The sequence below is a fragment of the Micromonospora krabiensis genome (assembly GCF_900091425.1).
GTDB lineage: Bacteria > Actinomycetota > Actinomycetes > Mycobacteriales > Micromonosporaceae > Micromonospora > Micromonospora krabiensis.
The window spans coordinates 5,549,813-5,568,627 of record NZ_LT598496.1; the positions used below are offsets into that span (position 1 = coordinate 5,549,813).

Below are 18,815 nucleotides of genomic sequence, written 5' to 3' on the forward strand. Positions count from 1 at the left end.
CTTATGCCTCGCAGCCTGAAGAAGGGCCCGTTCGTTGACGACCACCTGATCAAGAAGGTGGAGACGCAGAACGACAAGGGCACCAAGAACGTCATCAAGACCTGGTCGCGCCGCTCGACGATCATCCCGGAGATGCTCGGGCACACGATCGCCGTGCACGACGGACGCAAGCACGTCCCGGTGTTCGTGACCGAGGCGATGGTCGGGCACAAGCTCGGCGAGTTCGCGCTGACCCGCACTTTCAAGGGTCACGAGAAGGACGACCGGAAGAGCCGTCGGCGCTGACGCCGCGGGCATACGGATAGAGGATCAAGGGGTTACAGCGATGCCAGGAAAGGGCGACGCTCCGGTGCTTCCGGGCGCGCGGGCGGTTGCGCGGCACGTGCGCATCTCGCCGATGAAGGCGCGCCGGGTGGTCAACCTCGTCCGCGGCCTGCCCGCGAAGGAGGCGCTCACGGTGCTGCAGTTCGCGCCGCAGGCTGCGAGCGAGCAGGTGTACAAGGTGCTCGCTAGCGCGATCGCCAACGCGGAGAACAACGAGCGGCTGGACCCCGACGCGCTGCTCGTCAGCGAGGCGTTCGTGGACGAGGGCCCGACCATGAAGCGGTTCCAGCCGCGGGCGCAGGGCCGGGCGTACCGGATCCGCAAGCGCACCTGCCACATCACGGTGGCGGTCGAGGCCGTCGCGCCGGCCGCGCCGCGCAAGGCCGCGAAGAAGACGGCTCCGGCGAAGCAGGCCGCGCCGGCCGAGACGCAGAGCAACACGGAGGGCGCGGAGTAATGGGTCAGAAGGTTCACCCGCACGGGTTCCGGCTCGGGATCTCGACCGACTGGAAGTCCCGCTGGTTCGCGGACAAGCTCTACAAGGACTACATCGGCGAGGATGTCAAGATCCGCCGCATGATGTCCAAGGGCCTGGAGCGCGCCGGCATTTCCAAGGTCGACATCGAGCGGACCCGGGACCGGGTCCGGGTCGACATCCACACCGCCCGGCCGGGCATCGTCATCGGCCGTAAGGGCGCGGAGGCCGACCGGATCCGCGGCGAGCTGGAGAAGCTGACCGGCAAGCAGGTGCAGCTCAACATCATCGAGGTGAAGAGCCCCGAGTCGGACGCTCAGCTGGTCGCGCAGGGCGTGGCCGAGCAGCTGTCCAGCCGGGTCAGCTTCCGTCGGGCGATGCGCAAGGCCATGCAGTCGGCGATGAAGAACCCGGTCTGCAAGGGCATCCGGGTGCAGGTCTCGGGCCGTCTCGGCGGCGCCGAGATGAGCCGGACCGAGTTCTACCGCGAGGGCCGGGTGCCGCTGCACACGCTGCGGGCCAACATCGAGTACGGCTTCTTCGAGGCCCGTACCACCTTCGGCCGGATCGGTGTGAAGGTCTGGATCTACAAGGGCGACGCGGTCCCGGGCCGGGAGGCCCCGGCCGAGGCCGGTCCGTCCCGCCCGCGCCGTGACCGTGGCGACCGGCCCGAGCGGCCGCGCCGTGGTCGGTCGGGTTCGTCCGGCACGACCGCCGGCGGTACCGAGGCCGGCCGGGCTGCCGCGACGACGCTCGCGCAGCAGGCCGAGACGCCGAGTGGTGACGCGGTGGATCCCGCCGCCGTCGCCGCCGCGGCAGAAACGCAGCAGGAGGGCTGACAGATGCTGATGCCGCGCAAGCCCCCGAAGGGCTTCCGCAAGCCGCACCACCCGGACCGCAGTGGCGCGTCCAAGGGTGGTAACCGGGTGGTGTTCGGCGAGTTCGGGATCCAGGCTCTCGAGCCGGCGTACGTGACCAACCGGCAGATCGAGTCGGCGCGTATCGCGATGACCCGTCACATCAAGCGTGGCGGCAAGGTCTGGATCACGATCTTCCCGGACCAGGCCCTCACCAAGAAGCCGGCGGAAACCCGGATGGGTTCCGGTAAGGGCTCGCCCGAGTGGTGGGTCGCCAACGTGAAGCCGGGGCGGGTTCTCTTCGAGATGTCCTTCCCCAACGAGCAGATCGCGCGAGAGGCGATGCGTCGCGCGATCCACAAGCTCCCGATGAAGTGCCGCATTGTGACGCGCGAAGTGGGTGAGTCCTGATGGCAGCGGGCGTTAAGGCCTCCGAGCTGCGTGAGCTCTCCGAGGAGGAGCTGGTCACGAAGCTGCGGGAGGCCAAGGCGGAGCTGTTCAACCTCCGCGTGCAGGCCGCAACCGGGCAGCTGGACAACAACCGGCGGCTGCAGGTCATCCGTCGGGAGATCGCCCGGATCTACACGATCATGCGTGAGCGCGAGCTGGGGCTCTCGGCCGCGCCGACTGAGGTGACTGCAGGATGAGCGAGAACACCACCGCCAGCGCGCGGGCGCGCCGCAAGGTCCGTGAGGGTCTGGTCGTCAGCGACAAGATGGAGAAGACCGTCGTCGTCGAGGTCGAGGACCGGGTCAAGCACGCGCTGTACGGCAAGATCATGCGCCGGACCAGCAAGCTCAAGGTGCACGACGAGCAGAACAGCGCCGGCATCGGCGACCGGGTCCTGATCATGGAGACCCGGCCGCTGTCCGCCACGAAGCGTTGGCGGCTCGTGGAGATCCTGGAAAAGGCCAAGTAGCGAAGGCTCGAGCTCGCCCGGCGTCGCGTCGGGCGCGGGTTCCGCCAGGCTCCGGCCGCCACGGCGGCCGGAGAACCGGCAGACATAGGAGATAGACGTGATTCAGCAGGAGTCGCGACTGCGCGTCGCCGACAACACGGGTGCCCGGGAGATCCTGTGCATCCGGGTTCTCGGTGGCTCCGGTCGGCGCTACGCGAGCATCGGCGACGTCATCGTGGCCACCGTCAAGGACGCGATCCCCGGTGCCGGTGTGAAGAAGGGCGACGTCGTCAAGGCCGTCGTCGTTCGCACCGTCAAGGAGAAGCGGCGCCCGGACGGGTCGTACATCCGCTTCGACGAGAACGCCGCCGTCATCATCAAGGACGGCGGGGACCCGCGCGGTACCCGTATCTTCGGCCCGGTGGGCCGTGAGCTGCGGGACAAGCGGTTCATGAAGATCATTTCTCTCGCGCCGGAGGTGTTGTGACCGTGAAGGTCAAGAAGGGCGACACGGTCGTCGTCATCGCCGGCAAGGACAAGGGTGCCAAGGGTAAGGTCATCGCGGCCTACCCGCGGCAGGACAAGGTCCTGGTCGAGGGCGTGAACCGGGTCAAGAAGCACACCCGCATCAGCACCACCCAGCGTGGCGCCAAGACCGGTGGCATCGTCACCCAGGAGGCCCCGATCCACGTCTCGAACGTGATGGTCCTGGACTCCGACGGCAAGCCGACCCGCATCGGCTACCGGATCGACGACAACGGCCAGAAGGTCCGCATCGCGCGTAGCACCGGTAAGGACCTGTGATGACCACGGCTACCGAAACCAAGACCCTGCCGCGCCTCAAGGAGCGGTACCGCAACGAGATCGTGGCCCAGCTGCGCGAGCAGTACGGCTACGGCAACCCGATGCAGGTGCCGCGGCTGGTCAAGATCGTCGTCAACATGGGTGTCGGCGAGGCCGCCCGTGACGCCAAGCTGATCGACGGCGCCGTCCGCGACCTGGCCACGATCACCGGCCAGAAGCCGCAGGTGCGTCGGGCGACCAAGTCCATCGCGCAGTTCAAGCTCCGCGAGGGCATGCCGATCGGCGCGAAGGTCACCCTCCGCGGCGACCGGATGTGGGAGTTCCTGGACCGGCTGCTGTCCATCGCGCTGCCGCGTATCCGCGACTTCCGCGGTCTGGACGGGCGCAAGCTCGACGGGCACGGCAACTACACGTTCGGTCTGACCGAGCAGTCGGTGTTCCACGAGATCGACCAGGACAAGATCGATCGCCAGCGGGGCATGGACATCACGGTGGTCACCACCGCCACGACCGACGACGAGGGCCGGGCGCTGCTCAAGCTCCTGGGCTTCCCGTTCAAGGAGAACTGAGATGGCCAAGAAGGCGCTGATCCTCAAGGCGGCCGCGAAGCCGAAGTTCTCGGTTCGCGCGTACACCCGCTGCCAGCGGTGCGGGCGTCCGAAGGCGGTCTACCGCAAGTTCGGTCTCTGCCGGGTGTGCATCCGGGAGATGGCCCACCGCGGTGAGCTGCCCGGCGTGTCCAAGGCTTCCTGGTAATAGCCCGGCGCGCTCCGCGCGTCAGCTGCACTGTCTCTTCGCCGTAGGCCTGCGGGCGAACGCGGGAACCCCGGCGAGAAAGGTTGACGAAATCCATGACGATGACCGACCCGATCGCAGACATGCTCACGCGTCTGCGTAACGCCAACCAGGCGTACCACGACCGGGTGACGATGCCCTACTCCAAGATCAAGGCGAACATCGCCGAGGTCTTGAAGGCCGAGGGTTACATCGCCACCTGGTCGGTCGAGGACCCCGAGGAGGGCGCCGTCGGCAAGCGACTGGTCGTCGAGCTGAAGTACGGCCAGAACCGCGAGCGGAGCCTGGCCGGCATCAAGCGCGTGTCCAAGCCCGGTCTCCGGGTGTACGCCAAGTCGGACGGGCTCCCCCGGGTGCTCGGTGGGCTGGGCGTGGCGATCATTTCGACGTCCCAGGGGCTGCTCACCGACCGGCAGGCCCGCAAGCGGAGCGTTGGCGGGGAAGTCCTCGCCTTCGTCTGGTAACGGGAGACAGGTAGAAATGTCGCGTATTGGACGTAAGTCGATCCCGGTGCCAACCGGCGTTGACGTCACCATCGACGGGCGGACCGTCAAGATCAAGGGCCCGAAGGGCGAGCTGTCGCACACCCTGGCCGAGCCGATCACGATCGAGAAGGGCGAGGACGGCCAGCTGTCCGTCAACCGCCCGAACGACGAGCGGAAGGCCAAGGAGCTGCACGGGCTCAGCCGTACCCTGGTCGCCAACATGATCGTCGGCGTGACCGAGGGCTACCGCAAGAGCCTGGAGATCGCCGGCACCGGTTACCGGGTCACGGCCAAGGGCACGGACCTCGAGTTCGCGCTCGGGTTCTCGCACCCGGTCGTGGTGCCCGCACCGGAGGGCATCACCTTCACCGTGGAGCGGCCGACCCTGTTCCACGTGGCCGGCATCGACAAGCAGCAGGTCGGTGAGGTCGCCGCCAACATCCGGAAGATCCGCCCGCCGGAGCCCTACAAGGGCAAGGGCGTGAAGTACCAGGGCGAGGTCATCCGCCGCAAGGCTGGAAAGGCAGGTAAGAAGTGACCGCCACGCTGCTCAAGCGCCGCCGCGGGGTCGCCGCCAAGCGCGCCGTCGGGCGGGCGCGTCGGCACTTCCGGGTCCGCAAGAACGTCAGTGGCACCGCCGAGCGTCCGCGCCTGGTCGTCACCCGTTCGCTGCGGCACATCGTCGCCCAGATCGTCGACGACACCAAGGGTCACACCCTGGCGTCGGCGTCGACCCTGGACGCCTCGCTGCGCGGCACCGAGGGCGACAAGAGCGCCCTCGCCGGCAAGGTGGGCGCCCTGCTCGCCGAGCGGGCCAAGGCCGCCGGCATCTCCAAGGTCGTCTTCGACCGCGGCGGCAACCGGTACGCGGGGCGGGTCGCCGCGCTCGCCGACGCCGCCCGCGAAGCCGGGCTCGAGTTCTAGTAACCCCGTCACGAGAGAGAAGGAAGGCTGCTGATGCCAGGTCAACAGCGCCGTGGCGGCGGGTCCGGTGGCAACGAGGGTGGTCGCCGCGACAACCGCCGTGAGGGCGGCCGCGGAAACGCGCCCGTCGAGAAGACCCCGCACCTTGAGCGGGTCGTCGCGATCAACCGCGTCGCCAAGGTCGTGAAGGGTGGTCGTCGCTTCAGCTTCACCGCCCTGGTGATCGTGGGCGACGGCGACGGCACGGTCGGCGTGGGCTACGGAAAGGCCAAGGAGGTGCCCGCGGCGATCGCCAAGGGCGTCGAGGAGGCCAAGAAGCACTTCTTCAAGGTGCCGCGGATCGGTCAGTCGATCCCGCACCCGGTTCAGGGCGAGGACGCCGCCGGCGTCGTGCTGCTCAAGCCGGCCTCCGCCGGTACGGGTGTCATCGCCGGTGGGCCGGTGCGCGCGGTGCTGGAGTGCGCGGGCATCCACGACGTGCTCTCCAAGAGCCTCGGCTCGTCGAACCCGATCAACATCGTGCACGCCACCGTGGCGGCGCTGAAGGGGCTCGAGTCCCCGGAGGCCGTCGCCGCCCGCCGTGGCCTGCCGGTGGAGGACGTCGCGCCGGCCGCCATGCTGGCGTCGCGGGCGGGGGTGGCTTCCTGATGGCTCGCCTGAAGGTCACCCAGGTCCGATCCGAGATCGGGACCAAGCAGAACCAGCGTGACTCGCTGCGTTCGCTCGGTCTCAAGCGGATCAACGACGTGGTGGTCAAGGAGGACCGGCCCGAGATCCGCGGCATGATCTTCACTGTGAACCACCTCGTGAAGGTCGAGGAGGTCGAGTAATGACGATCAAGGTCCACCACCTGCGCCCGGCGCCGGGGTCCAAGACCGCGAAGACCCGCGTGGGTCGCGGTGAGGGCTCCAAGGGCAAGACCGCCGGCCGCGGTACCAAGGGTTCGAAGGCCCGGAAGAACATCTCGGCGGCGTTCGAGGGTGGGCAGATGCCCATCCACATGCGCCTGCCGAAGCTGAAGGGCTTCAAGAACAAGTTCAAGGTGACCTTCCAGGTGGTCAACCTGGACCGGCTCGCCGAGCTGTTCCCGAACGGCGGCCAGGTCGGTCCGCTGGAGCTGGTCGAGGCCGGCGCGGTCCGCAAGGGCCAGCCGGTGAAGGTCCTCGGCACCGGGGACCTCGGTGGCGTGACCCTCCAGGTGTCGGCGCACGCGTTCAGCGCGTCGGCGAAGGAGAAGATCGCCGCCGCCGGTGGCTCCGTCACCGAGCTGTAAGGCGTTCCATGGCGCCCGTCCAGTTGATCGCAACTGGCGGGCGCCATGGTCTACCTGGGCCGTGTGCGGCCAGTAACATCGGAAGCGATTTATGTAGCCGGGCACACCTGCCCGGCACGGGATCGGGCTGTTAGAGTCCCTTCCCAGCCATGGATATCGGGCACTCGCCCGGCACCCACCCCGATCCGCCAGGGACAACCGGCGGCCCGCCTCGCGCAGGAGGAAGAAGTTGCTGTCCGCCTTTCTCAGTGCGTTCCGTACGCCTGACCTGCGCAAGAAGCTGCTGTTCACAGTCGGCATCATCGCGGTCTACCGGCTGGGGGCGACCCTGCCCAGCCCCGGTGTGTCGTACGGGAACGTGCAGAAGTGCCTCGACCTCCTGCAGGGCGACACCACCGGTGTGCTGAACCTGCTCAACCTGTTCTCCGGTGGGGCACTGCTTCAGCTCTCGGTCTTCGCGCTGGGCATCATGCCCTACATCACCGCGTCGATCATCCTGCAGCTGCTGACCGTGGTGATCCCGCGGCTGGAGCAGCTCCGCAAGGAGGGTCAGTCCGGCCAGGCGAAGATCACCCAGTACACCCGCTACCTGACGCTCGGTCTCGGTGTGCTGCAGGCCTCGACGTTCGTGGCGCTGGCCCGCTCCGGGCAGCTGTTCCAGAACCGTTGCGACCAGTTCCCGATCATCCCCGAGGGCACCGGCATTCCGGACTGGCTGACCCTGGGCATCCTGGTCATGACGATGACCGCCGGCACCGGCGTGGTCATGTGGCTCGGTGAGCTGATCACCGACCGCGGCGTCGGCAACGGCATGTCCGTCCTGATCTTCACCTCGATCGCCGCTCGCCTCCCCGGCGAGGGCTGGCAGATCAAGACCTCGCAGGGCTGGTGGAAGTTCTTCCTCGTCATCGCCCTGGTCCTGGTCGTCATCACCGCGGTCACGTTCATCGAGCAGGCGCAGCGCCGGATCCCGGTGCAGTACGCCAAGCGCATGATCGGCCGGCGGATGTACGGCGGCACCTCCACCTACATCCCGCTGAAGGTCAACCAGGCGGGTGTCATCCCGGTCATCTTCGGGTCGTCGCTGCTCTACCTGCCGCAGCTCGCGCTGCAGTTCTTCGACCAGAACAACCCGGGCAAGACCCAGGCCTGGATCCAGAACAACCTGGTGGCCCCCGACAGCCCGATCTACATCTCGGTCTACTTCCTGCTGATCATCTTCTTCACGTACTTCTACGTCTCGATCACGTTCAACCCGACCGAGGTCGCGGACAACATGAAGAAGTACGGCGGGTTCGTGCCGGGTATCCGCCCGGGCAAGCCGACGGCCGACTACCTGGACTTCATCCTCAGCCGGATCACCCTGCCGGGCGCGCTCTACCTGGGCATCGTCTCGATCCTGCCGAACTTCTTCTTCATCTGGCTGGACAACCAGCAGTACCAGAACTTCCCGTTCGGCGGCACCGCTGTGCTGATCATGGTTGGCGTCGGTCTGGAGACCGTCAAGCAGATCGAGAGCCAACTGATGCAGCGGAACTACGAAGGGTTCCTGCGGTAGATGAGACTCGTTCTGGTTGGCCCGCCGGGCGCGGGCAAGGGCACGCAGGCCGAGTTCATCGCTGCGCACCTCTCGGTCCCGAAGATCTCGACCGGCGACATCTTCCGGTCGAACGTGTCCCAGGGCACGCCGCTCGGCGTCGAGGCGAAGCGCTACATGGACGCCGGCGAGCTGGTCCCGGACGAGGTCACCATCAACATGGTCCGGGACCGGCTCGCCGAGCCGGACGCCAGTGAGGGCTTCCTGCTCGACGGCTTCCCGCGTACGACGCCGCAGGCCGCCGCGCTCGACAAGCTCCTCGCGGACCTCGGCACCGCGCTGGACGTCGTGCTGGAGCTGGTGGTCGACGACGACGAGGTGATCCGGCGGCTGTCCGGCCGGCGCACCTGCCGGGGCTGCGGCAAGATCTGGCACGTCGAGTTCGACGCCACCACCCGCGAGGGCATCTGCGACCGGTGCGGGGCGGAGCTGTTCCAGCGGGACGACGACAAGCCGGAGACCATCGCGACCCGCCTGCGGGAGTACGCGGAGAAGACCGCGCCGCTGGTCGACTACTACGGCGCCCAGGGCAAGCTGGTCGGGATCGACGCCACCGGCCCGGTCGAGGACGTCACGGTCCGCGCGATCGACGCCCTGCGCTCGTACGGGGGCTGACGTCCCGCCGCTCTCCGGCGGATAGAGTGCGAACAGCGGGGTACGTGCGACGTGCCCCGCTGAACGGCCACGAAAGGTAACGCTCCATGCGTCGTCCCCAGCTGGACATCCAGCTGAAATCCCCGGACCAGATCGAGAAGATGCGTGCCGCCGGTCTGGTGGTCGCCGAGGCCCTGCGACGGATGCGGGAGGCGGTCGCCCCGGGGATCAGCACCGCCGACCTGGACGCCATCGCCGAGTCGACCATCCGGGAGGCCGGCGCCGTCCCCTCGTTCAAGGGCTACCACGGCTACCCGGCGTCGATCTGCTCGTCCGTCAACGAGCAGGTGGTCCACGCGATCCCGGCGCCAACCCAGGTGCTCAAGGACGGCGACCTGATCTCGATCGACTGCGGTGCGGTGCTCGACGGCTGGCACGGCGACGCGGCCATCACGGTCGGGGTGGGCGACGTCGACCCGGCGCTGCTGAAGATGGCCGCCGTGGCCGAGGACGCGATGTGGGCGGGGATCGCCGCCGCGGCCCGCGGGGCGGCGAGCGGCCGAGGCCGGCTCACCGACATCTCCCACGCGGTGGAGGACGCCGTCCGCCGCGGCGGCCGGTACGGCATCGTCGACGGCTACGGCGGGCACGGCATCGGCACCGAGATGCACCAGGACCCGCACGTGCTCAACCACGGGCGGCCGGGGAAGGGTCCCCGCCTGGTGCCCGGGATGGCGCTGGCGATCGAGCCGATGATCACGATGGGCTCGCCCCGTACGGTCGAGCTGGCCGACGGCTGGACCGTGGTGACCCGGGACGGGTCGATGGCGGTGCACGTCGAGCACAGCATGGCCCTGCTGCCCGACGGCGTGTGGGTGCTGACCGCCCCCGACGGCGGCCGGGCCCGCCTCGGCGATCTGGTGACCGCCCGCCAGCCCGCCACCACCAGCCCCACCTCCTGACCAGCGACCCCACCCCACCCCACCCCACCCCGCCCCTCCCACCCCTCCCGCCGCGCGCCCGATTGCTCGCTGATCAAGAGCTTTCGGTCAGATCGCGCGCCGATCCTGACGCAAATCTCTTGATCACCGGGTCCGGGCGGGGGGCGGGTGGGGGGTCGGGCGGGGGGCGGGCGGGGGGTACTGGTGGGGCGGTTTGGCGGGGGCGCGCCGTCCGGCGTACACTTTCAGATCGGCGCACAGCGTCCACTCCGGCATGCCCATCCTGCGCTTCGGTGGGGCCGGAGACCGCGGCTGGCGCGGGATACCTGATCTTGGTCGGTTACCCGTGAAAGACGTTGTGGGCCGTCCGGAGTAACCGACGTCAGGACAGCGGAGGACATGCCGAAAAAAGACGGAGCCATCGAGATCGAGGGTCGGGTCATCGAGCCCCTGCCGAACGCCATGTTCCGGGTGGAGCTCGCGAACGGCCACAAGGTGCTGGCTCACATCAGCGGCAAGATGCGGCAGCACTACATCCGCATCCTGCCGGAGGACCGGGTCGTCGTCGAACTCTCGCCGTACGACCTGACCCGCGGGCGCATCGTCTACCGCTACAAGTAAGCCTGACGGCGGCCGGAAGCTACCCCGTGTCCGTCTTCGACGTCCGAGGTCGCGCCAGACGCGTCACCGGGCCTGATGGGAAGTAAGGCAACCGTGAAGGTCAAGCCGAGCGTCAAGAGGATCTGCAACAAGTGCCGGGTGATCCGCCGGCACGGCCGGGTCATGATCATTTGCAGCGACCCGCGCCACAAGCAGCGCCAGGGCTGAGCCCCTCGTCCGGTCGTGTCAGCGGCCGGTGAGGACCGGCCGGGCGGCAGATCCGGAGCACACACATCACACATGCTCGTCCCAGCCGCGAGCGGTACGCGTCACGCGTACTCCTTCGTGGCCAACCCCCGGTCGGAGGCCGGGGCCCGCTCGGGCAGCGGCCGTACGGTCGCCGGCGCGAATCGCGCCGGAGGCGACACGGCCGGGGCGGGGTGGGACGGGTGCAGACCTCCGCCACAACATCACGAGGAGCACGCCCGCACATGGCACGTCTAGTCGGCGTCGACCTCCCCCGCGAAAAGCGGATGGAGATCGCGCTCACCTACATCTTCGGCGTGGGTCGCACCCGCGCTCTGGAGACGCTCGCCGCCACCGGCATCTCGCCGGACAAGCGCGCCCGGGACCTCACGGATGAGGAGCTCGTCCAGCTCCGCGACCACATCGAGGCCAACTACAAGGTTGAAGGCGACCTGCGCCGCGAGGTCGCCGCTGACATCCGCCGCAAGGTCGAGATCGGCTGCTACGCCGGTATCCGGCACCGCCGGGGCCTGCCCGTGCGTGGCCAGCGGACGCGGACCAACGCCCGCACCCGCAAGGGCCCGAAGCGGACCGTCGCCGGCAAGAAGAAGCCCGGCAAGAAGTAAATAGGAGCGCAGAAGACTTATGCCACCGAAGGCTCGTGCCGGAGCCGCCGTCAAGAAGGTCCGGCGCAAGGAACGCAAGAACGTCGCCCACGGGCAGGCGCACATCAAGAGCACCTTCAACAACACCATCGTGTCCATCACGGACCCGACCGGTGCGGTCATCTCCTGGGCCTCCGCGGGCCAGGTTGGCTTCAAGGGCTCGCGCAAGTCGACCCCGTTCGCCGCGCAGCTGGCCGCCGAGGCCGCCGCGCGCCGGGCGATGGAGCACGGCATGCGCAAGGTCGACGTCTTCGTCAAGGGCCCCGGCTCCGGCCGGGAGACCGCCATCCGTTCGCTGCAGGCCGTCGGCCTGGAGGTCGGTCAGATCTCCGACGTCACCCCGCAGCCGCACAACGGATGCCGTCCGCCGAAGCGTCGCCGGGTCTGAGAGGTAGAGAGAGATGGCTCGTTACACCGGTGCTGACTGCCGCCGTTGCCGGCGGGAGAAGATGAAGCTGTTCCTCAAGGGCAGCAAGTGCGATGGCCCGAAGTGCCCGTTCGAGTCCCGGCCGTTCCCGCCCGGGCAGCACGGCCGCGGCCGCACCAAGGAGACGGAGTACCTGCTCCAGCTCCGCGAGAAGCAGAAGGCCCGCCGCGTGTACGGCGTGCTGGAGAAGCAGTTCCGCGGTTACTACGAGGAGGCCGTGGCCAAGCAGGCCAAGACCGGTGAGGTCCTCCTGCAGATCCTCGAGTCGCGGCTGGACAACGTGGTCTACCGGGCCGGCTACGCCGGTTCCCGTGACATGGCCCGCCAGCTGGTCAAGCACGGTCACTTCACGGTAAACGGCAAGAAGGTCGACATCCCGTCGTACCGCGTCAAGGAGCACGACATCATCGAGGTCCGGGAGAAGAGCAAGCAGCTCACCCCGTTCCTGGTGGCGCAGGCGCAGGCCGGTTCGCGGTCGGTGCCGGCCTGGCTGGAGGCGATCCCCAGCCAGATGAAGATCCTCGTGCACTCGCTCCCGGCTCGCCAGGTGATCGACACCCAGGTCCAGGAGCAGCTGATCGTCGAGCTCTACTCCAAGTAAGGGCTCGTTGCGGTGGCTCGTCCTCCGGGGCGGGCCACCGGAACAGTTTGTGTCGTGGGCGTCAAATAGCGGGCGCCCCGGAAGAGAAGAGAAGACATGCTCATCAGCCAGCGACCCTCCCTCTCCGAGGAGTCGATCAACGAGACCCGTTCCCGGTTCACCATCGAGCCGCTGGAGCCGGGCTTCGGTTACACCCTGGGCAACTCGCTGCGGCGTACGCTGCTGTCGTCGATCCCGGGTGCGGCCGTGACCTCGATCAAGATCGACGGCGTGCTGCACGAGTTCACCACGATCCCCGGCGTCAAGGAGGACGTGGTCGAGCTCGTCATGAACATCAAGGAGCTGTGCGTCAGCTCCGAGCACGACGAGCCGGTCAGCATGTACCTGCGCAAGCAGGGCCCGGGCGACGTGACCGCGGGTGACATCCAGCCGCCGGCCGGCGTCTCGGTGCACAACCCGGACCTGAAGCTCGCCACCCTGAACGGCAAGGGCCGGCTCGACATGGAGCTGACCGTCGAGCGGGGTCGCGGCTACGTGACCGCGGCGCAGAACAAGCAGGCCGGCGCCGAGATCGGCCGGATCCCGGTCGACTCGATCTACTCGCCGGTGCTGAAGGTGACCTACCGCGTCGAGGCGACCCGTGTCGAGCAGCGGACCGACTTCGACCGGCTGATCATCGACGTCGAGACCAAGCCGTCGATGGGCCCGCGTACCGCGCTGGCCTCCGCCGGTTCGACGCTGGTGGAGCTGTTCGGCCTGGCTCGTGAGCTGGACGAGACCGCCGAGGGCATCGACATCGGGCCGTCCCCGCAGGACGCCCAGCTGGCGGCGGACCTGGCGCTGCCGATCGAGGAGCTGGACCTGACCGTCCGCTCCTACAACTGCCTCAAGCGCGAGGGCATCAACACCGTTGGTGAGCTCATCGGGCGTACCGAGGCCGACCTCCTCGACATCCGCAACTTCGGTCAGAAGTCGATCGACGAGGTCAAGATGAAGCTCGCCGGGATGGGTCTGGGGCTGAAGGACTCGGCCCCGAACTTCGACCCGGCGCACGTCGTGGACACCTTCGGCGAGGCTGACTACGACACCGACGACTACCGCGAGACCGAGCAGCTCTAGTCCGCGCTGCCGCCACACCTGAGGAGCACCAAAAATGCCCACGCCCACCAAGGGCCCCCGCCTCGGCGGCAGCCCCGCGCACGAGCGGCTGATGCTGGCCAACCTGGCCACCGCGCTGTTCCAGCACGGCAAGATCCAGACCACCGAGACGAAGGCCCGGCGGCTGCGTCCGCTGGCCGAGCAGCTCATCACCAAGGCCAAGCGCGGCGACCTCGCCTCGCGGCGTCGGGTGCTGGGTGTCGTCAAGGACAAGGACGTGGTCTACGCCCTGTTCGACCAGATCGCGCCCCGGTACGCCAACCGCCCCGGCGGTTACACCCGGATCGTGAAGACCGGTCCGCGCAAGGGTGACGCCGCTCCGATGGCGATCATCGAGCTGGTCGAGGAGCTTCAGGTCGCCGAGCCGAAGGCGAACAAGAAGACCGCTGCCCGCAAGGCCGCCCAGCAGGACAAGGTCGAGGCGCTCGCGCCGGCGGAGGAGACCCCGCGGGCGGAGTCGGCCGACCAGGACGCGGAGCCGCCGGTCTCGGCCTCCGGCGACACCGCCGAGGCGCGCGAGGACAGCGACCTCGCGGTCGAGGAGAACAACGAGAAGGCCTGATCACGGGCTTTCGTCGGGCCCGGCACCCCTAGTGGGTGTCGGGCCCGACCCGTCACGGAGGTACGGAGTGGACGAGCGGACCCGGCTGCGGCTGGACGTGTCGTACGACGGCACCGGTTTCTCGGGCTGGGCGGCCCAGCCGACCCGCCGGACCGTCGCGGGGGTGCTCGTCGAGACGCTCGACCTGGTGCTCGGCGCCGGCACCGCGACGGGCCTGACGGTGGCCGGCCGCACCGACGCCGGCGTCCACGCGACCGGGCAGGTGTGTCACCTGGACCTGCCGACGACCGTCTGGCGCGAGCGGGAGGGGCAGTTGCTGCGCCGGCTGGCCCGGCTGCTCCCCACGGACGTCCGGATCCGGGCGATCACCGAGGTGCCGGCCGAGTTCGACGCCCGCTTCTCGGCCACCTTCCGCCGCTACGAGTACCGGGTGACCGACGCCCCGTACGGGGCCGATCCGCTGCGGCGGCACGAGATCCTGGCCTGGCCGAAGCCGCTGGACGTCGACGCGCTCAACGACGCGGCGGCCGGTCTGGTGGGTGAGCACGACTTCGCGGCGTACTGCCGACGCAAGGAGAACGCCACGACCCTGCGCGAGGTGACCCGGCTGGAGTGGCGGCGGGCGCCGGACGGCGTCCTGGTCGCCACCGTGCAGGCGGACGCCTTCTGCCAGGCGATGGTCCGCAGCCTGGTCGGCGCCATGCTGGTCGCCGGGGACGGTCGGCGGCCCGTCGAGTGGCCGGCGAGCCTGCTCGCCCGCCGTGAGCGGTCCAGCGAGGTGACCGTCGCGCCCGCGCACGGGCTGACCCTGGTGGCGGTCGGCTACCCGGACGACCCGGCCGAGTACGCCCGTCGCGCCGACCTCACCCGTCGCCTGCGCGTGCCCGCCGAGGCCTGAACCCCGGGCCCGGCGGCCGGCAGACGGCGGGCCCGCCGCGGGCTGCCGAACCGGTGCCCGCCGGGCCGCCGACCGGCCCTGGACGCGCGACGGGTGCGTGCCCCGTGGTCACGCACCCGTCGACGTACCGCCCGGCCGTCAGTCGCCGGGTAGCTCGTCCGTGCCGTCCTGGCCGCCGGTGCTTCCGGACGGTTCGCCGGTGTTCTCCGAGGGGCCGGCGGTGGGCTGGCTCGCCGTGCCGCCCGCGGCCCGCCGGTCCAGCACGCCCTTGTTCAGGTGCTGCTCGATGAGGTCGAAGAGAACCTCGCGGGCCGCGCTGTCGCCGGACCGGATCGTCTCGCCGTCGCTGCGGACCACCACGGCGTACGCGAGGTAGTGGCCGCGTACCTGCCAGCCGACGCGGGCGGGGGCGGAGGCGACCGCCTCGCTGTCCTCGTCAGCCGCCATGCCGCGGAAGCGGCCCTGCCGCTCGTCGAGCAGTTGGCGGATCCGGTCGCGTGCCCGTTCGGCGCTGGCGCGGTCGGTGAGGTTGAACAGGCCGGCGGTGACCAGGTGGGTGCCGTCGGGGGAGCGGAGCGTGGCCCGGACCACCTGGCTGCAGCCGAGCCGGACCAGCAGGTCGGCGATCTCGTCGGTGGCCGCCACCGCGCAGCTGCCGCTGGACTGGGTCTTGAGGATCTTGTAGGCGGGCTGGCCGTCGGCCGCCACCAGCTGCTTGCCCGGGAAGACCTCCTTCGCGGTCAGCGGCGCCTGGTCGGTGTCGCGCGAGTCCAGGTCGTCCCGTTCCGGCGCGCCGGACGGGTCGGCGCCGGCCTGGTAGGACGGTGTGGGCTGCGGGTCGGGGGTGCGGTCGACGAGCAGGGCGGCCGCGCCGAGCCCGCAGAGCGCGAGCAGGACGAGGACGGCCGCGCCGCCGATCAGGACCTGCCAGAGCCGGCCGCCGCCGCGTCGTGGGGACGCCGGCTCGGCCAGGGCCGCCGACTCGTACACCCGGGACGGGGGCGGGCCGTCGGCGGCCGACGGCGCCGGTGACACCGGGGTCTCGGCCCGCACCGGCAGCGGATCGGGTGTGGACGCGGGCAGCGCCATCCGGCTCGTGCGCGGCAGCGACGGCGTCGGGAAGCGCGACGGGGAGGGCCCTGCCGGCGGCGGAGCGGTGCCGAGCACCGACAGTTCGGACCCGGGCTCCGGGTACTCCACGAAAGCGTCCTCATCGGACTCGTACCGATACACCATGAGGCTCAGGGTAGGAGTGTTTGTCCCTTTCGGTGGTAATAATGGGAAATTGCCGGCACGGGTCGGGCCGTCTCCGCCCGGCACCGGGGCCGGTGCGAGAATTGCGGGCGTGACCGGCGACCACTACTTCACCGCTGAACCCACCACCGCCGCCCGGGGGCGCGAGGTCGAGTTCACCGCCGCCGGCCGCGACTTCACGCTCGCCTCTGCCGGCGGCGTCTTCTCCGCCGACCGGCTCGACCCCGGTACCGCCGTGCTGCTGCGCAAGGCCGAGCTCCCGGCCGCCGGCACCGTCGGCGACCTGCTCGACCTCGGCTGCGGATTCGGCCCCATCACCTGCGTGCTGGCCAGCGCCGCGCCGTCGGCCACCGTGTGGGCGGTCGACGTGAACGAGCGGGCGCGCGCCCTCACCGCCGCCAACGCGGAGCGGGTCGGCGCCGCCGACCGGGTGCGGGTCCGCGCGCCGGACGAGGTGCCGGCCGACGTCCGCTTCGCGCAGATCTGGTCGAACCCCCCGATCCGGATCGGCAAGGACGAGCTGCACGACCTGATGCGCCGCTGGCTGCCCCGGCTTGCGCCCGACGGCGTCGCCTGGCTGGTGGTCGCTCGCCACCTCGGCGGTGACTCGCTGCACCGCTGGCTGGTCGACGAGCAGGGCTGGCAGGTGCAGCGGCAGGCCAGCCAGAAGGGCTACCGGGTGCTGCGCGTCAGCCGGTAAATGGATGTACCGCCCCACCTGGTCTGAGGCAGGATCCCGGCGTGGGTTACGTGGACGTGGCAGCGGTCGGGCACACCCTTCCCGACGGTCGGGAACTCTTCGCCGACGTGTCGTTCCGGGTCGGCGAGGGCGCGAAGGTGGCGCTGGTCGGGCCGAACGGGGCGGGCAAGACGACGCTGCTGCGGATGGTCGCCGGCGACCTGCCCGTGCGCGTCGGCGGTATTGCCCGGGCCGGTGGGCTCGGGGTGATGCGGCAGTTCATCGGCATGATCGGCGACGAGTCGACGCTCGCCGACCTGGCGCTGTCGCTCGCTCCGCCCGCGCTCCGCGACGCCGGCCACCGGCTCGCCGCGACCGAGGCGGCCATGCGGCAGGCCGAGGTGCGCGGCAAGTACAGCACCGCGGCGGGGAAGGCCCAGCTGGCGTACGCGGACGCGCTGGCCGCCTGGGGGGAGGTCGGCGGGTACGACGCGGAGGTGTTGTTCGACACCGTCGCCACCATCGTGCTCGACCTGCCCTGGGAAGCCGCCCGGGAGCGCCCGGTCCGGACCCTCTCCGGCGGGCAGCAGAAGCGGTTCGCCCTGGAGTTGCTGCTCCGCGGCCCGGACGAGGTGCTGCTCCTCGACGAGCCGGACAACTTCCTCGACGTGCCCGGCAAGCGGTGGCTGGAGGGCCGGCTGCGCGAGTCGGCGAAGTCGGTGCTCTACGTGTCGCACGACCGGGAGCTGCTGGCGCGTACGGCGGACCGGGTGGTCGCGGTGGAGGGCGGCAGCGCCTGGGTGCACCCGGGCGGCTTCGCCAGCTGGCACGAGGCGCGGGTGGCCCGGCACGACCGCCTGGACGAGCTGCGCCGCCGCTGGGACGAGGAGCACCAGAAGCTGCGCGAGCTGGTGCTGATGTACAAGCAGAAGGCCGCGTACAACGACGGGCTGGCCTCCCGCTACCAGGCCGCCCAGACCCGGCTGCGCAAGTTCGAGGAGGCCGGGCCGCCGCCCGTACCCCCGAAGGACCAGGACATCCGGATGCGCCTGACCGGCGGGCGGACCGGCAAGCGCGCGGTGATCGCCGAGCAGCTCGAACTGGACGGCCTGACCTACCCCTTCGACCTGGAACTCTGGTACGGCGACCGGGTCGCCGTGCTCGGCGCCAACGGCACCGGCAAGTCGCACTTCCTGCGGCTGCTCGCCCGCGGCGGCACGGACCCGGACCCGGCCAACATCCCGGTGGACGGGGCGAAGCTCGCGCCCGTCGCGCACGGCGGGATGGTCCGCCTCGGCGCCCGGGTGCGGCCCGGCCACTTCTCCCAGACCCACGACCGGCCGGAGCTGGTGGCGAAGACCCTGGTCGAGATCCTGTGGCGGGGTGACGAGCACCGGGCCGGCATGGACCGGCACGCGGCGATGGCGGCGCTGTCCCGGTACGAGCTGGCCGGGCAGGGCGACCAGCGCTTCGGCACCCTGTCCGGCGGACAGCAGGCCCGGTTCCTGGTCCTCCTGCTGGAGCTGTCCGGGGCGACCCTGCTGCTGCTCGACGAGCCCACCGACAACCTCGACCTGGCCAGCGCGGAGGCCCTGGAGGCCGGCCTGAACGCGTTCGAGGGCACCGTGCTCGCGGTGACGCACGACCGGTGGTTCACCCGGACGTTCGATCGGTTCGTGCTCTTTCGGGGGGACGGCGAGGTGGTGGAGACACCGGAGCCGGTGTGGGACGTGGGCTGAGTAGGGTTGATCTCGTGAC

30 protein-coding genes are annotated in these 18,815 nt (G+C 69.9%); 29 read left to right on the forward strand and 1 reads right to left on the reverse strand.

Annotated features, from left to right (window positions below; all coding sequences use genetic code 11):
* Nucleotides 1–3 precede the first annotated feature (3 nt).
* From rpsS to truA, 27 genes are all read left to right on the forward strand, one after another.
* Nucleotides 4–285, forward strand: coding sequence for a 30S ribosomal protein S19 (gene rpsS, locus GA0070620_RS25490; protein WP_091125151.1), 282 nt, complete (start codon nt 4–6; stop codon nt 283–285).
* A gap of 40 nt (nt 286–325) precedes the next feature.
* Nucleotides 326–781, forward strand: coding sequence for a 50S ribosomal protein L22 (gene rplV / locus GA0070620_RS25495; protein ID WP_091594941.1), 456 nt, complete (start codon nt 326–328; stop codon nt 779–781).
* Nucleotides 781–1,638, forward strand: a complete 858-nt coding sequence (gene rpsC, locus GA0070620_RS25500) for a 30S ribosomal protein S3 (RefSeq protein WP_091594943.1) — start codon at nt 781–783, stop codon at nt 1,636–1,638. Before rplV ends, rpsC begins: the two co-directional genes overlap by 1 nt.
* Nucleotides 1,639–1,641: 3 nt before the next feature.
* Complete coding sequence (gene rplP, locus GA0070620_RS25505; protein ID WP_007465292.1) at nt 1,642–2,067, forward strand: 50S ribosomal protein L16; 426 nt, start codon at nt 1,642–1,644, stop codon at nt 2,065–2,067.
* Entirely contained in the window at nt 2,067–2,303 is a 237-nt protein-coding gene (gene rpmC, locus GA0070620_RS25510; protein WP_076466662.1) for a 50S ribosomal protein L29, read from the forward strand. Before rplP ends, rpmC begins: the two co-directional genes overlap by 1 nt.
* Nucleotides 2,300–2,575 (forward strand): 30S ribosomal protein S17, encoded by a 276-nt coding sequence (gene rpsQ, locus GA0070620_RS25515; RefSeq protein WP_091594945.1) that lies wholly within the window; start codon nt 2,300–2,302, stop codon nt 2,573–2,575. Before rpmC ends, rpsQ begins: the two co-directional genes overlap by 4 nt.
* A 97-nt stretch (nt 2,576–2,672) precedes the next feature.
* Entirely contained in the window at nt 2,673–3,041 is a 369-nt protein-coding gene (rplN, locus tag GA0070620_RS25520) for a 50S ribosomal protein L14 (protein ID WP_020520472.1), read from the forward strand.
* The gene (gene rplX, locus GA0070620_RS25525) at nt 3,038–3,358 is read left to right on the forward strand and encodes a 50S ribosomal protein L24 (RefSeq protein WP_172836497.1); all 321 of its coding nucleotides are present in this window, start codon (nt 3,038–3,040) and stop codon (nt 3,356–3,358) included. Before rplN ends, rplX begins: the two co-directional genes overlap by 4 nt.
* Complete coding sequence (rplE, locus tag GA0070620_RS25530) at nt 3,358–3,927, forward strand: 50S ribosomal protein L5 (protein WP_091594947.1); 570 nt, start codon at nt 3,358–3,360, stop codon at nt 3,925–3,927. The genes rplX and rplE overlap by 1 nt, the downstream gene beginning before the upstream one ends.
* A gap of 1 nt (nt 3,928) precedes the next feature.
* Nucleotides 3,929–4,114 (forward strand): type Z 30S ribosomal protein S14, encoded by a 186-nt coding sequence (locus GA0070620_RS25535; protein ID WP_007073023.1) that lies wholly within the window; start codon nt 3,929–3,931, stop codon nt 4,112–4,114.
* 95 nt (nt 4,115–4,209) lie between these two features.
* Complete coding sequence (gene rpsH / locus GA0070620_RS25540) at nt 4,210–4,617, forward strand: 30S ribosomal protein S8 (protein WP_091594949.1); 408 nt, start codon at nt 4,210–4,212, stop codon at nt 4,615–4,617.
* Between the two features lie 16 nt (nt 4,618–4,633).
* The gene (gene rplF / locus GA0070620_RS25545; RefSeq protein WP_091594950.1) at nt 4,634–5,176 is read left to right on the forward strand and encodes a 50S ribosomal protein L6; all 543 of its coding nucleotides are present in this window, start codon (nt 4,634–4,636) and stop codon (nt 5,174–5,176) included.
* On the forward strand, nt 5,173–5,562 hold the full coding sequence (gene rplR / locus GA0070620_RS25550; RefSeq protein ID WP_091594952.1) for a 50S ribosomal protein L18: 390 nt from the start codon (nt 5,173–5,175) through the stop codon (nt 5,560–5,562). The genes rplF and rplR overlap by 4 nt, the downstream gene beginning before the upstream one ends.
* Nucleotides 5,563–5,595: 33 nt before the next feature.
* On the forward strand, nt 5,596–6,210 hold the full coding sequence (gene rpsE / locus GA0070620_RS25555) for a 30S ribosomal protein S5 (protein ID WP_091102580.1): 615 nt from the start codon (nt 5,596–5,598) through the stop codon (nt 6,208–6,210).
* Entirely contained in the window at nt 6,210–6,392 is a 183-nt protein-coding gene (gene rpmD / locus GA0070620_RS25560) for a 50S ribosomal protein L30 (RefSeq protein ID WP_012015110.1), read from the forward strand. Before rpsE ends, rpmD begins: the two co-directional genes overlap by 1 nt.
* Nucleotides 6,392–6,835 (forward strand): 50S ribosomal protein L15, encoded by a 444-nt coding sequence (gene rplO / locus GA0070620_RS25565; protein WP_091594953.1) that lies wholly within the window; start codon nt 6,392–6,394, stop codon nt 6,833–6,835. The genes rpmD and rplO overlap by 1 nt, the downstream gene beginning before the upstream one ends.
* A gap of 229 nt (nt 6,836–7,064) precedes the next feature.
* Nucleotides 7,065–8,393, forward strand: a complete 1,329-nt coding sequence (secY, locus tag GA0070620_RS25570; protein WP_091594955.1) for a preprotein translocase subunit SecY — start codon at nt 7,065–7,067, stop codon at nt 8,391–8,393.
* Nucleotides 8,394–9,047 carry an adenylate kinase gene (locus GA0070620_RS25575; RefSeq protein ID WP_091594957.1) on the forward strand — a complete coding sequence of 218 codons (654 nt, stop codon included), beginning with the start codon at nt 8,394–8,396 and terminating at the stop codon, nt 9,045–9,047. It begins immediately after the preceding gene.
* An 86-nt stretch (nt 9,048–9,133) separates the two neighbouring features.
* Entirely contained in the window at nt 9,134–9,988 is an 855-nt protein-coding gene (map, locus tag GA0070620_RS25580; protein ID WP_091594959.1) for a type I methionyl aminopeptidase, read from the forward strand.
* A 378-nt stretch (nt 9,989–10,366) separates the two neighbouring features.
* Nucleotides 10,367–10,588: a translation initiation factor IF-1 gene (gene infA, locus GA0070620_RS25585; protein ID WP_007073013.1), complete on the forward strand. Its 222-nt coding sequence runs from the start codon at nt 10,367–10,369 to the stop codon at nt 10,586–10,588.
* A 93-nt stretch (nt 10,589–10,681) separates the two neighbouring features.
* Nucleotides 10,682–10,795 (forward strand): 50S ribosomal protein L36, encoded by a 114-nt coding sequence (gene rpmJ / locus GA0070620_RS25590; RefSeq protein ID WP_088982067.1) that lies wholly within the window; start codon nt 10,682–10,684, stop codon nt 10,793–10,795.
* A 263-nt stretch (nt 10,796–11,058) separates the two neighbouring features.
* Entirely contained in the window at nt 11,059–11,439 is a 381-nt protein-coding gene (gene rpsM / locus GA0070620_RS25595) for a 30S ribosomal protein S13 (protein ID WP_007073012.1), read from the forward strand.
* Between the two features lie 19 nt (nt 11,440–11,458).
* A complete protein-coding gene (gene rpsK, locus GA0070620_RS25600) occupies nt 11,459–11,866 on the forward strand; it encodes a 30S ribosomal protein S11 (protein WP_007073011.1) in 408 nt (135 codons plus the stop codon).
* Between the two features lie 13 nt (nt 11,867–11,879).
* Nucleotides 11,880–12,506, forward strand: a complete 627-nt coding sequence (gene rpsD, locus GA0070620_RS25605; protein WP_091594961.1) for a 30S ribosomal protein S4 — start codon at nt 11,880–11,882, stop codon at nt 12,504–12,506.
* A gap of 96 nt (nt 12,507–12,602) precedes the next feature.
* Nucleotides 12,603–13,625 carry a DNA-directed RNA polymerase subunit alpha gene (locus tag GA0070620_RS25610; protein WP_091594963.1) on the forward strand — a complete coding sequence of 341 codons (1,023 nt, stop codon included), beginning with the start codon at nt 12,603–12,605 and terminating at the stop codon, nt 13,623–13,625.
* Between the two features lie 34 nt (nt 13,626–13,659).
* The gene (gene rplQ / locus GA0070620_RS25615; protein ID WP_091594965.1) at nt 13,660–14,226 is read left to right on the forward strand and encodes a 50S ribosomal protein L17; all 567 of its coding nucleotides are present in this window, start codon (nt 13,660–13,662) and stop codon (nt 14,224–14,226) included.
* Nucleotides 14,227–14,293: 67 nt separating this feature from the next.
* A complete protein-coding gene (gene truA, locus GA0070620_RS25620; RefSeq protein WP_091594967.1) occupies nt 14,294–15,124 on the forward strand; it encodes a tRNA pseudouridine(38-40) synthase TruA in 831 nt (276 codons plus the stop codon).
* A 138-nt stretch (nt 15,125–15,262) separates the two neighbouring features.
* Here truA and GA0070620_RS25625 read toward each other — a convergent pair whose 3' ends face one another.
* A complete protein-coding gene (locus GA0070620_RS25625; protein ID WP_091594969.1) occupies nt 15,263–16,360 on the reverse strand; it encodes a hypothetical protein in 1,098 nt (365 codons plus the stop codon).
* Nucleotides 16,361–16,469: 109 nt separating this feature from the next.
* Between GA0070620_RS25625 and GA0070620_RS25630 the strand changes: the two genes are divergently transcribed.
* Together GA0070620_RS25630 and GA0070620_RS25635 are read left to right on the forward strand one after the other, a co-directional pair.
* Nucleotides 16,470–17,078: a class I SAM-dependent methyltransferase gene (locus GA0070620_RS25630; protein ID WP_091594971.1), complete on the forward strand. Its 609-nt coding sequence runs from the start codon at nt 16,470–16,472 to the stop codon at nt 17,076–17,078.
* A 41-nt stretch (nt 17,079–17,119) separates the two neighbouring features.
* A complete protein-coding gene (locus GA0070620_RS25635) occupies nt 17,120–18,796 on the forward strand; it encodes an ABC-F family ATP-binding cassette domain-containing protein (RefSeq protein WP_091594973.1) in 1,677 nt (558 codons plus the stop codon).
* The last annotated feature ends 19 nt before the right edge of the window (nt 18,797–18,815 follow it).

What these genes read in the sequence shown, in the direction of transcription:
- map (WP_091594959.1), top strand. Translation starts at nt 9,134, where the DNA reads ATGCGTCGTCCCCAGCTGGACATCCAGCTGAAATCCCCGGACCAGATC.
- rpmC (WP_076466662.1), top strand. Translation starts at nt 2,067, where the DNA reads ATGGCAGCGGGCGTTAAGGCCTCCGAGCTGCGTGAGCTCTCCGAGGAG.
- infA (WP_007073013.1), top strand. Translation starts at nt 10,367, where the DNA reads ATGCCGAAAAAAGACGGAGCCATCGAGATCGAGGGTCGGGTCATCGAG.
- rplQ (WP_091594965.1), top strand. Translation starts at nt 13,660, where the DNA reads ATGCCCACGCCCACCAAGGGCCCCCGCCTCGGCGGCAGCCCCGCGCAC.
- GA0070620_RS25575 (WP_091594957.1), top strand. Translation starts at nt 8,394, where the DNA reads ATGAGACTCGTTCTGGTTGGCCCGCCGGGCGCGGGCAAGGGCACGCAG.
- rpsD (WP_091594961.1), top strand. Translation starts at nt 11,880, where the DNA reads ATGGCTCGTTACACCGGTGCTGACTGCCGCCGTTGCCGGCGGGAGAAG.
- GA0070620_RS25610 (WP_091594963.1), top strand. Translation starts at nt 12,603, where the DNA reads ATGCTCATCAGCCAGCGACCCTCCCTCTCCGAGGAGTCGATCAACGAG.
- GA0070620_RS25535 (WP_007073023.1), top strand. Translation starts at nt 3,929, where the DNA reads ATGGCCAAGAAGGCGCTGATCCTCAAGGCGGCCGCGAAGCCGAAGTTC.
- GA0070620_RS25625 (WP_091594969.1), bottom strand. Translation starts at nt 16,360, where the DNA reads ATGGTGTATCGGTACGAGTCCGATGAGGACGCTTTCGTGGAGTACCCG.
- rpmD (WP_012015110.1), top strand. Translation starts at nt 6,210, where the DNA reads ATGGCTCGCCTGAAGGTCACCCAGGTCCGATCCGAGATCGGGACCAAG.
- rpsH (WP_091594949.1), top strand. Translation starts at nt 4,210, where the DNA reads ATGACGATGACCGACCCGATCGCAGACATGCTCACGCGTCTGCGTAAC.
- rplO (WP_091594953.1), top strand. Translation starts at nt 6,392, where the DNA reads ATGACGATCAAGGTCCACCACCTGCGCCCGGCGCCGGGGTCCAAGACC.
- rpsS (WP_091125151.1), top strand. Translation starts at nt 4, where the DNA reads ATGCCTCGCAGCCTGAAGAAGGGCCCGTTCGTTGACGACCACCTGATC.
- rpsQ (WP_091594945.1), top strand. Translation starts at nt 2,300, where the DNA reads ATGAGCGAGAACACCACCGCCAGCGCGCGGGCGCGCCGCAAGGTCCGT.
- rplE (WP_091594947.1), top strand. Translation starts at nt 3,358, where the DNA reads ATGACCACGGCTACCGAAACCAAGACCCTGCCGCGCCTCAAGGAGCGG.
- rplP (WP_007465292.1), top strand. Translation starts at nt 1,642, where the DNA reads ATGCTGATGCCGCGCAAGCCCCCGAAGGGCTTCCGCAAGCCGCACCAC.
- rpsM (WP_007073012.1), top strand. Translation starts at nt 11,059, where the DNA reads ATGGCACGTCTAGTCGGCGTCGACCTCCCCCGCGAAAAGCGGATGGAG.
- rpsE (WP_091102580.1), top strand. Translation starts at nt 5,596, where the DNA reads ATGCCAGGTCAACAGCGCCGTGGCGGCGGGTCCGGTGGCAACGAGGGT.
- rplV (WP_091594941.1), top strand. Translation starts at nt 326, where the DNA reads ATGCCAGGAAAGGGCGACGCTCCGGTGCTTCCGGGCGCGCGGGCGGTT.
- rplF (WP_091594950.1), top strand. Translation starts at nt 4,634, where the DNA reads ATGTCGCGTATTGGACGTAAGTCGATCCCGGTGCCAACCGGCGTTGAC.
- rpsK (WP_007073011.1), top strand. Translation starts at nt 11,459, where the DNA reads ATGCCACCGAAGGCTCGTGCCGGAGCCGCCGTCAAGAAGGTCCGGCGC.
- rpsC (WP_091594943.1), top strand. Translation starts at nt 781, where the DNA reads ATGGGTCAGAAGGTTCACCCGCACGGGTTCCGGCTCGGGATCTCGACC.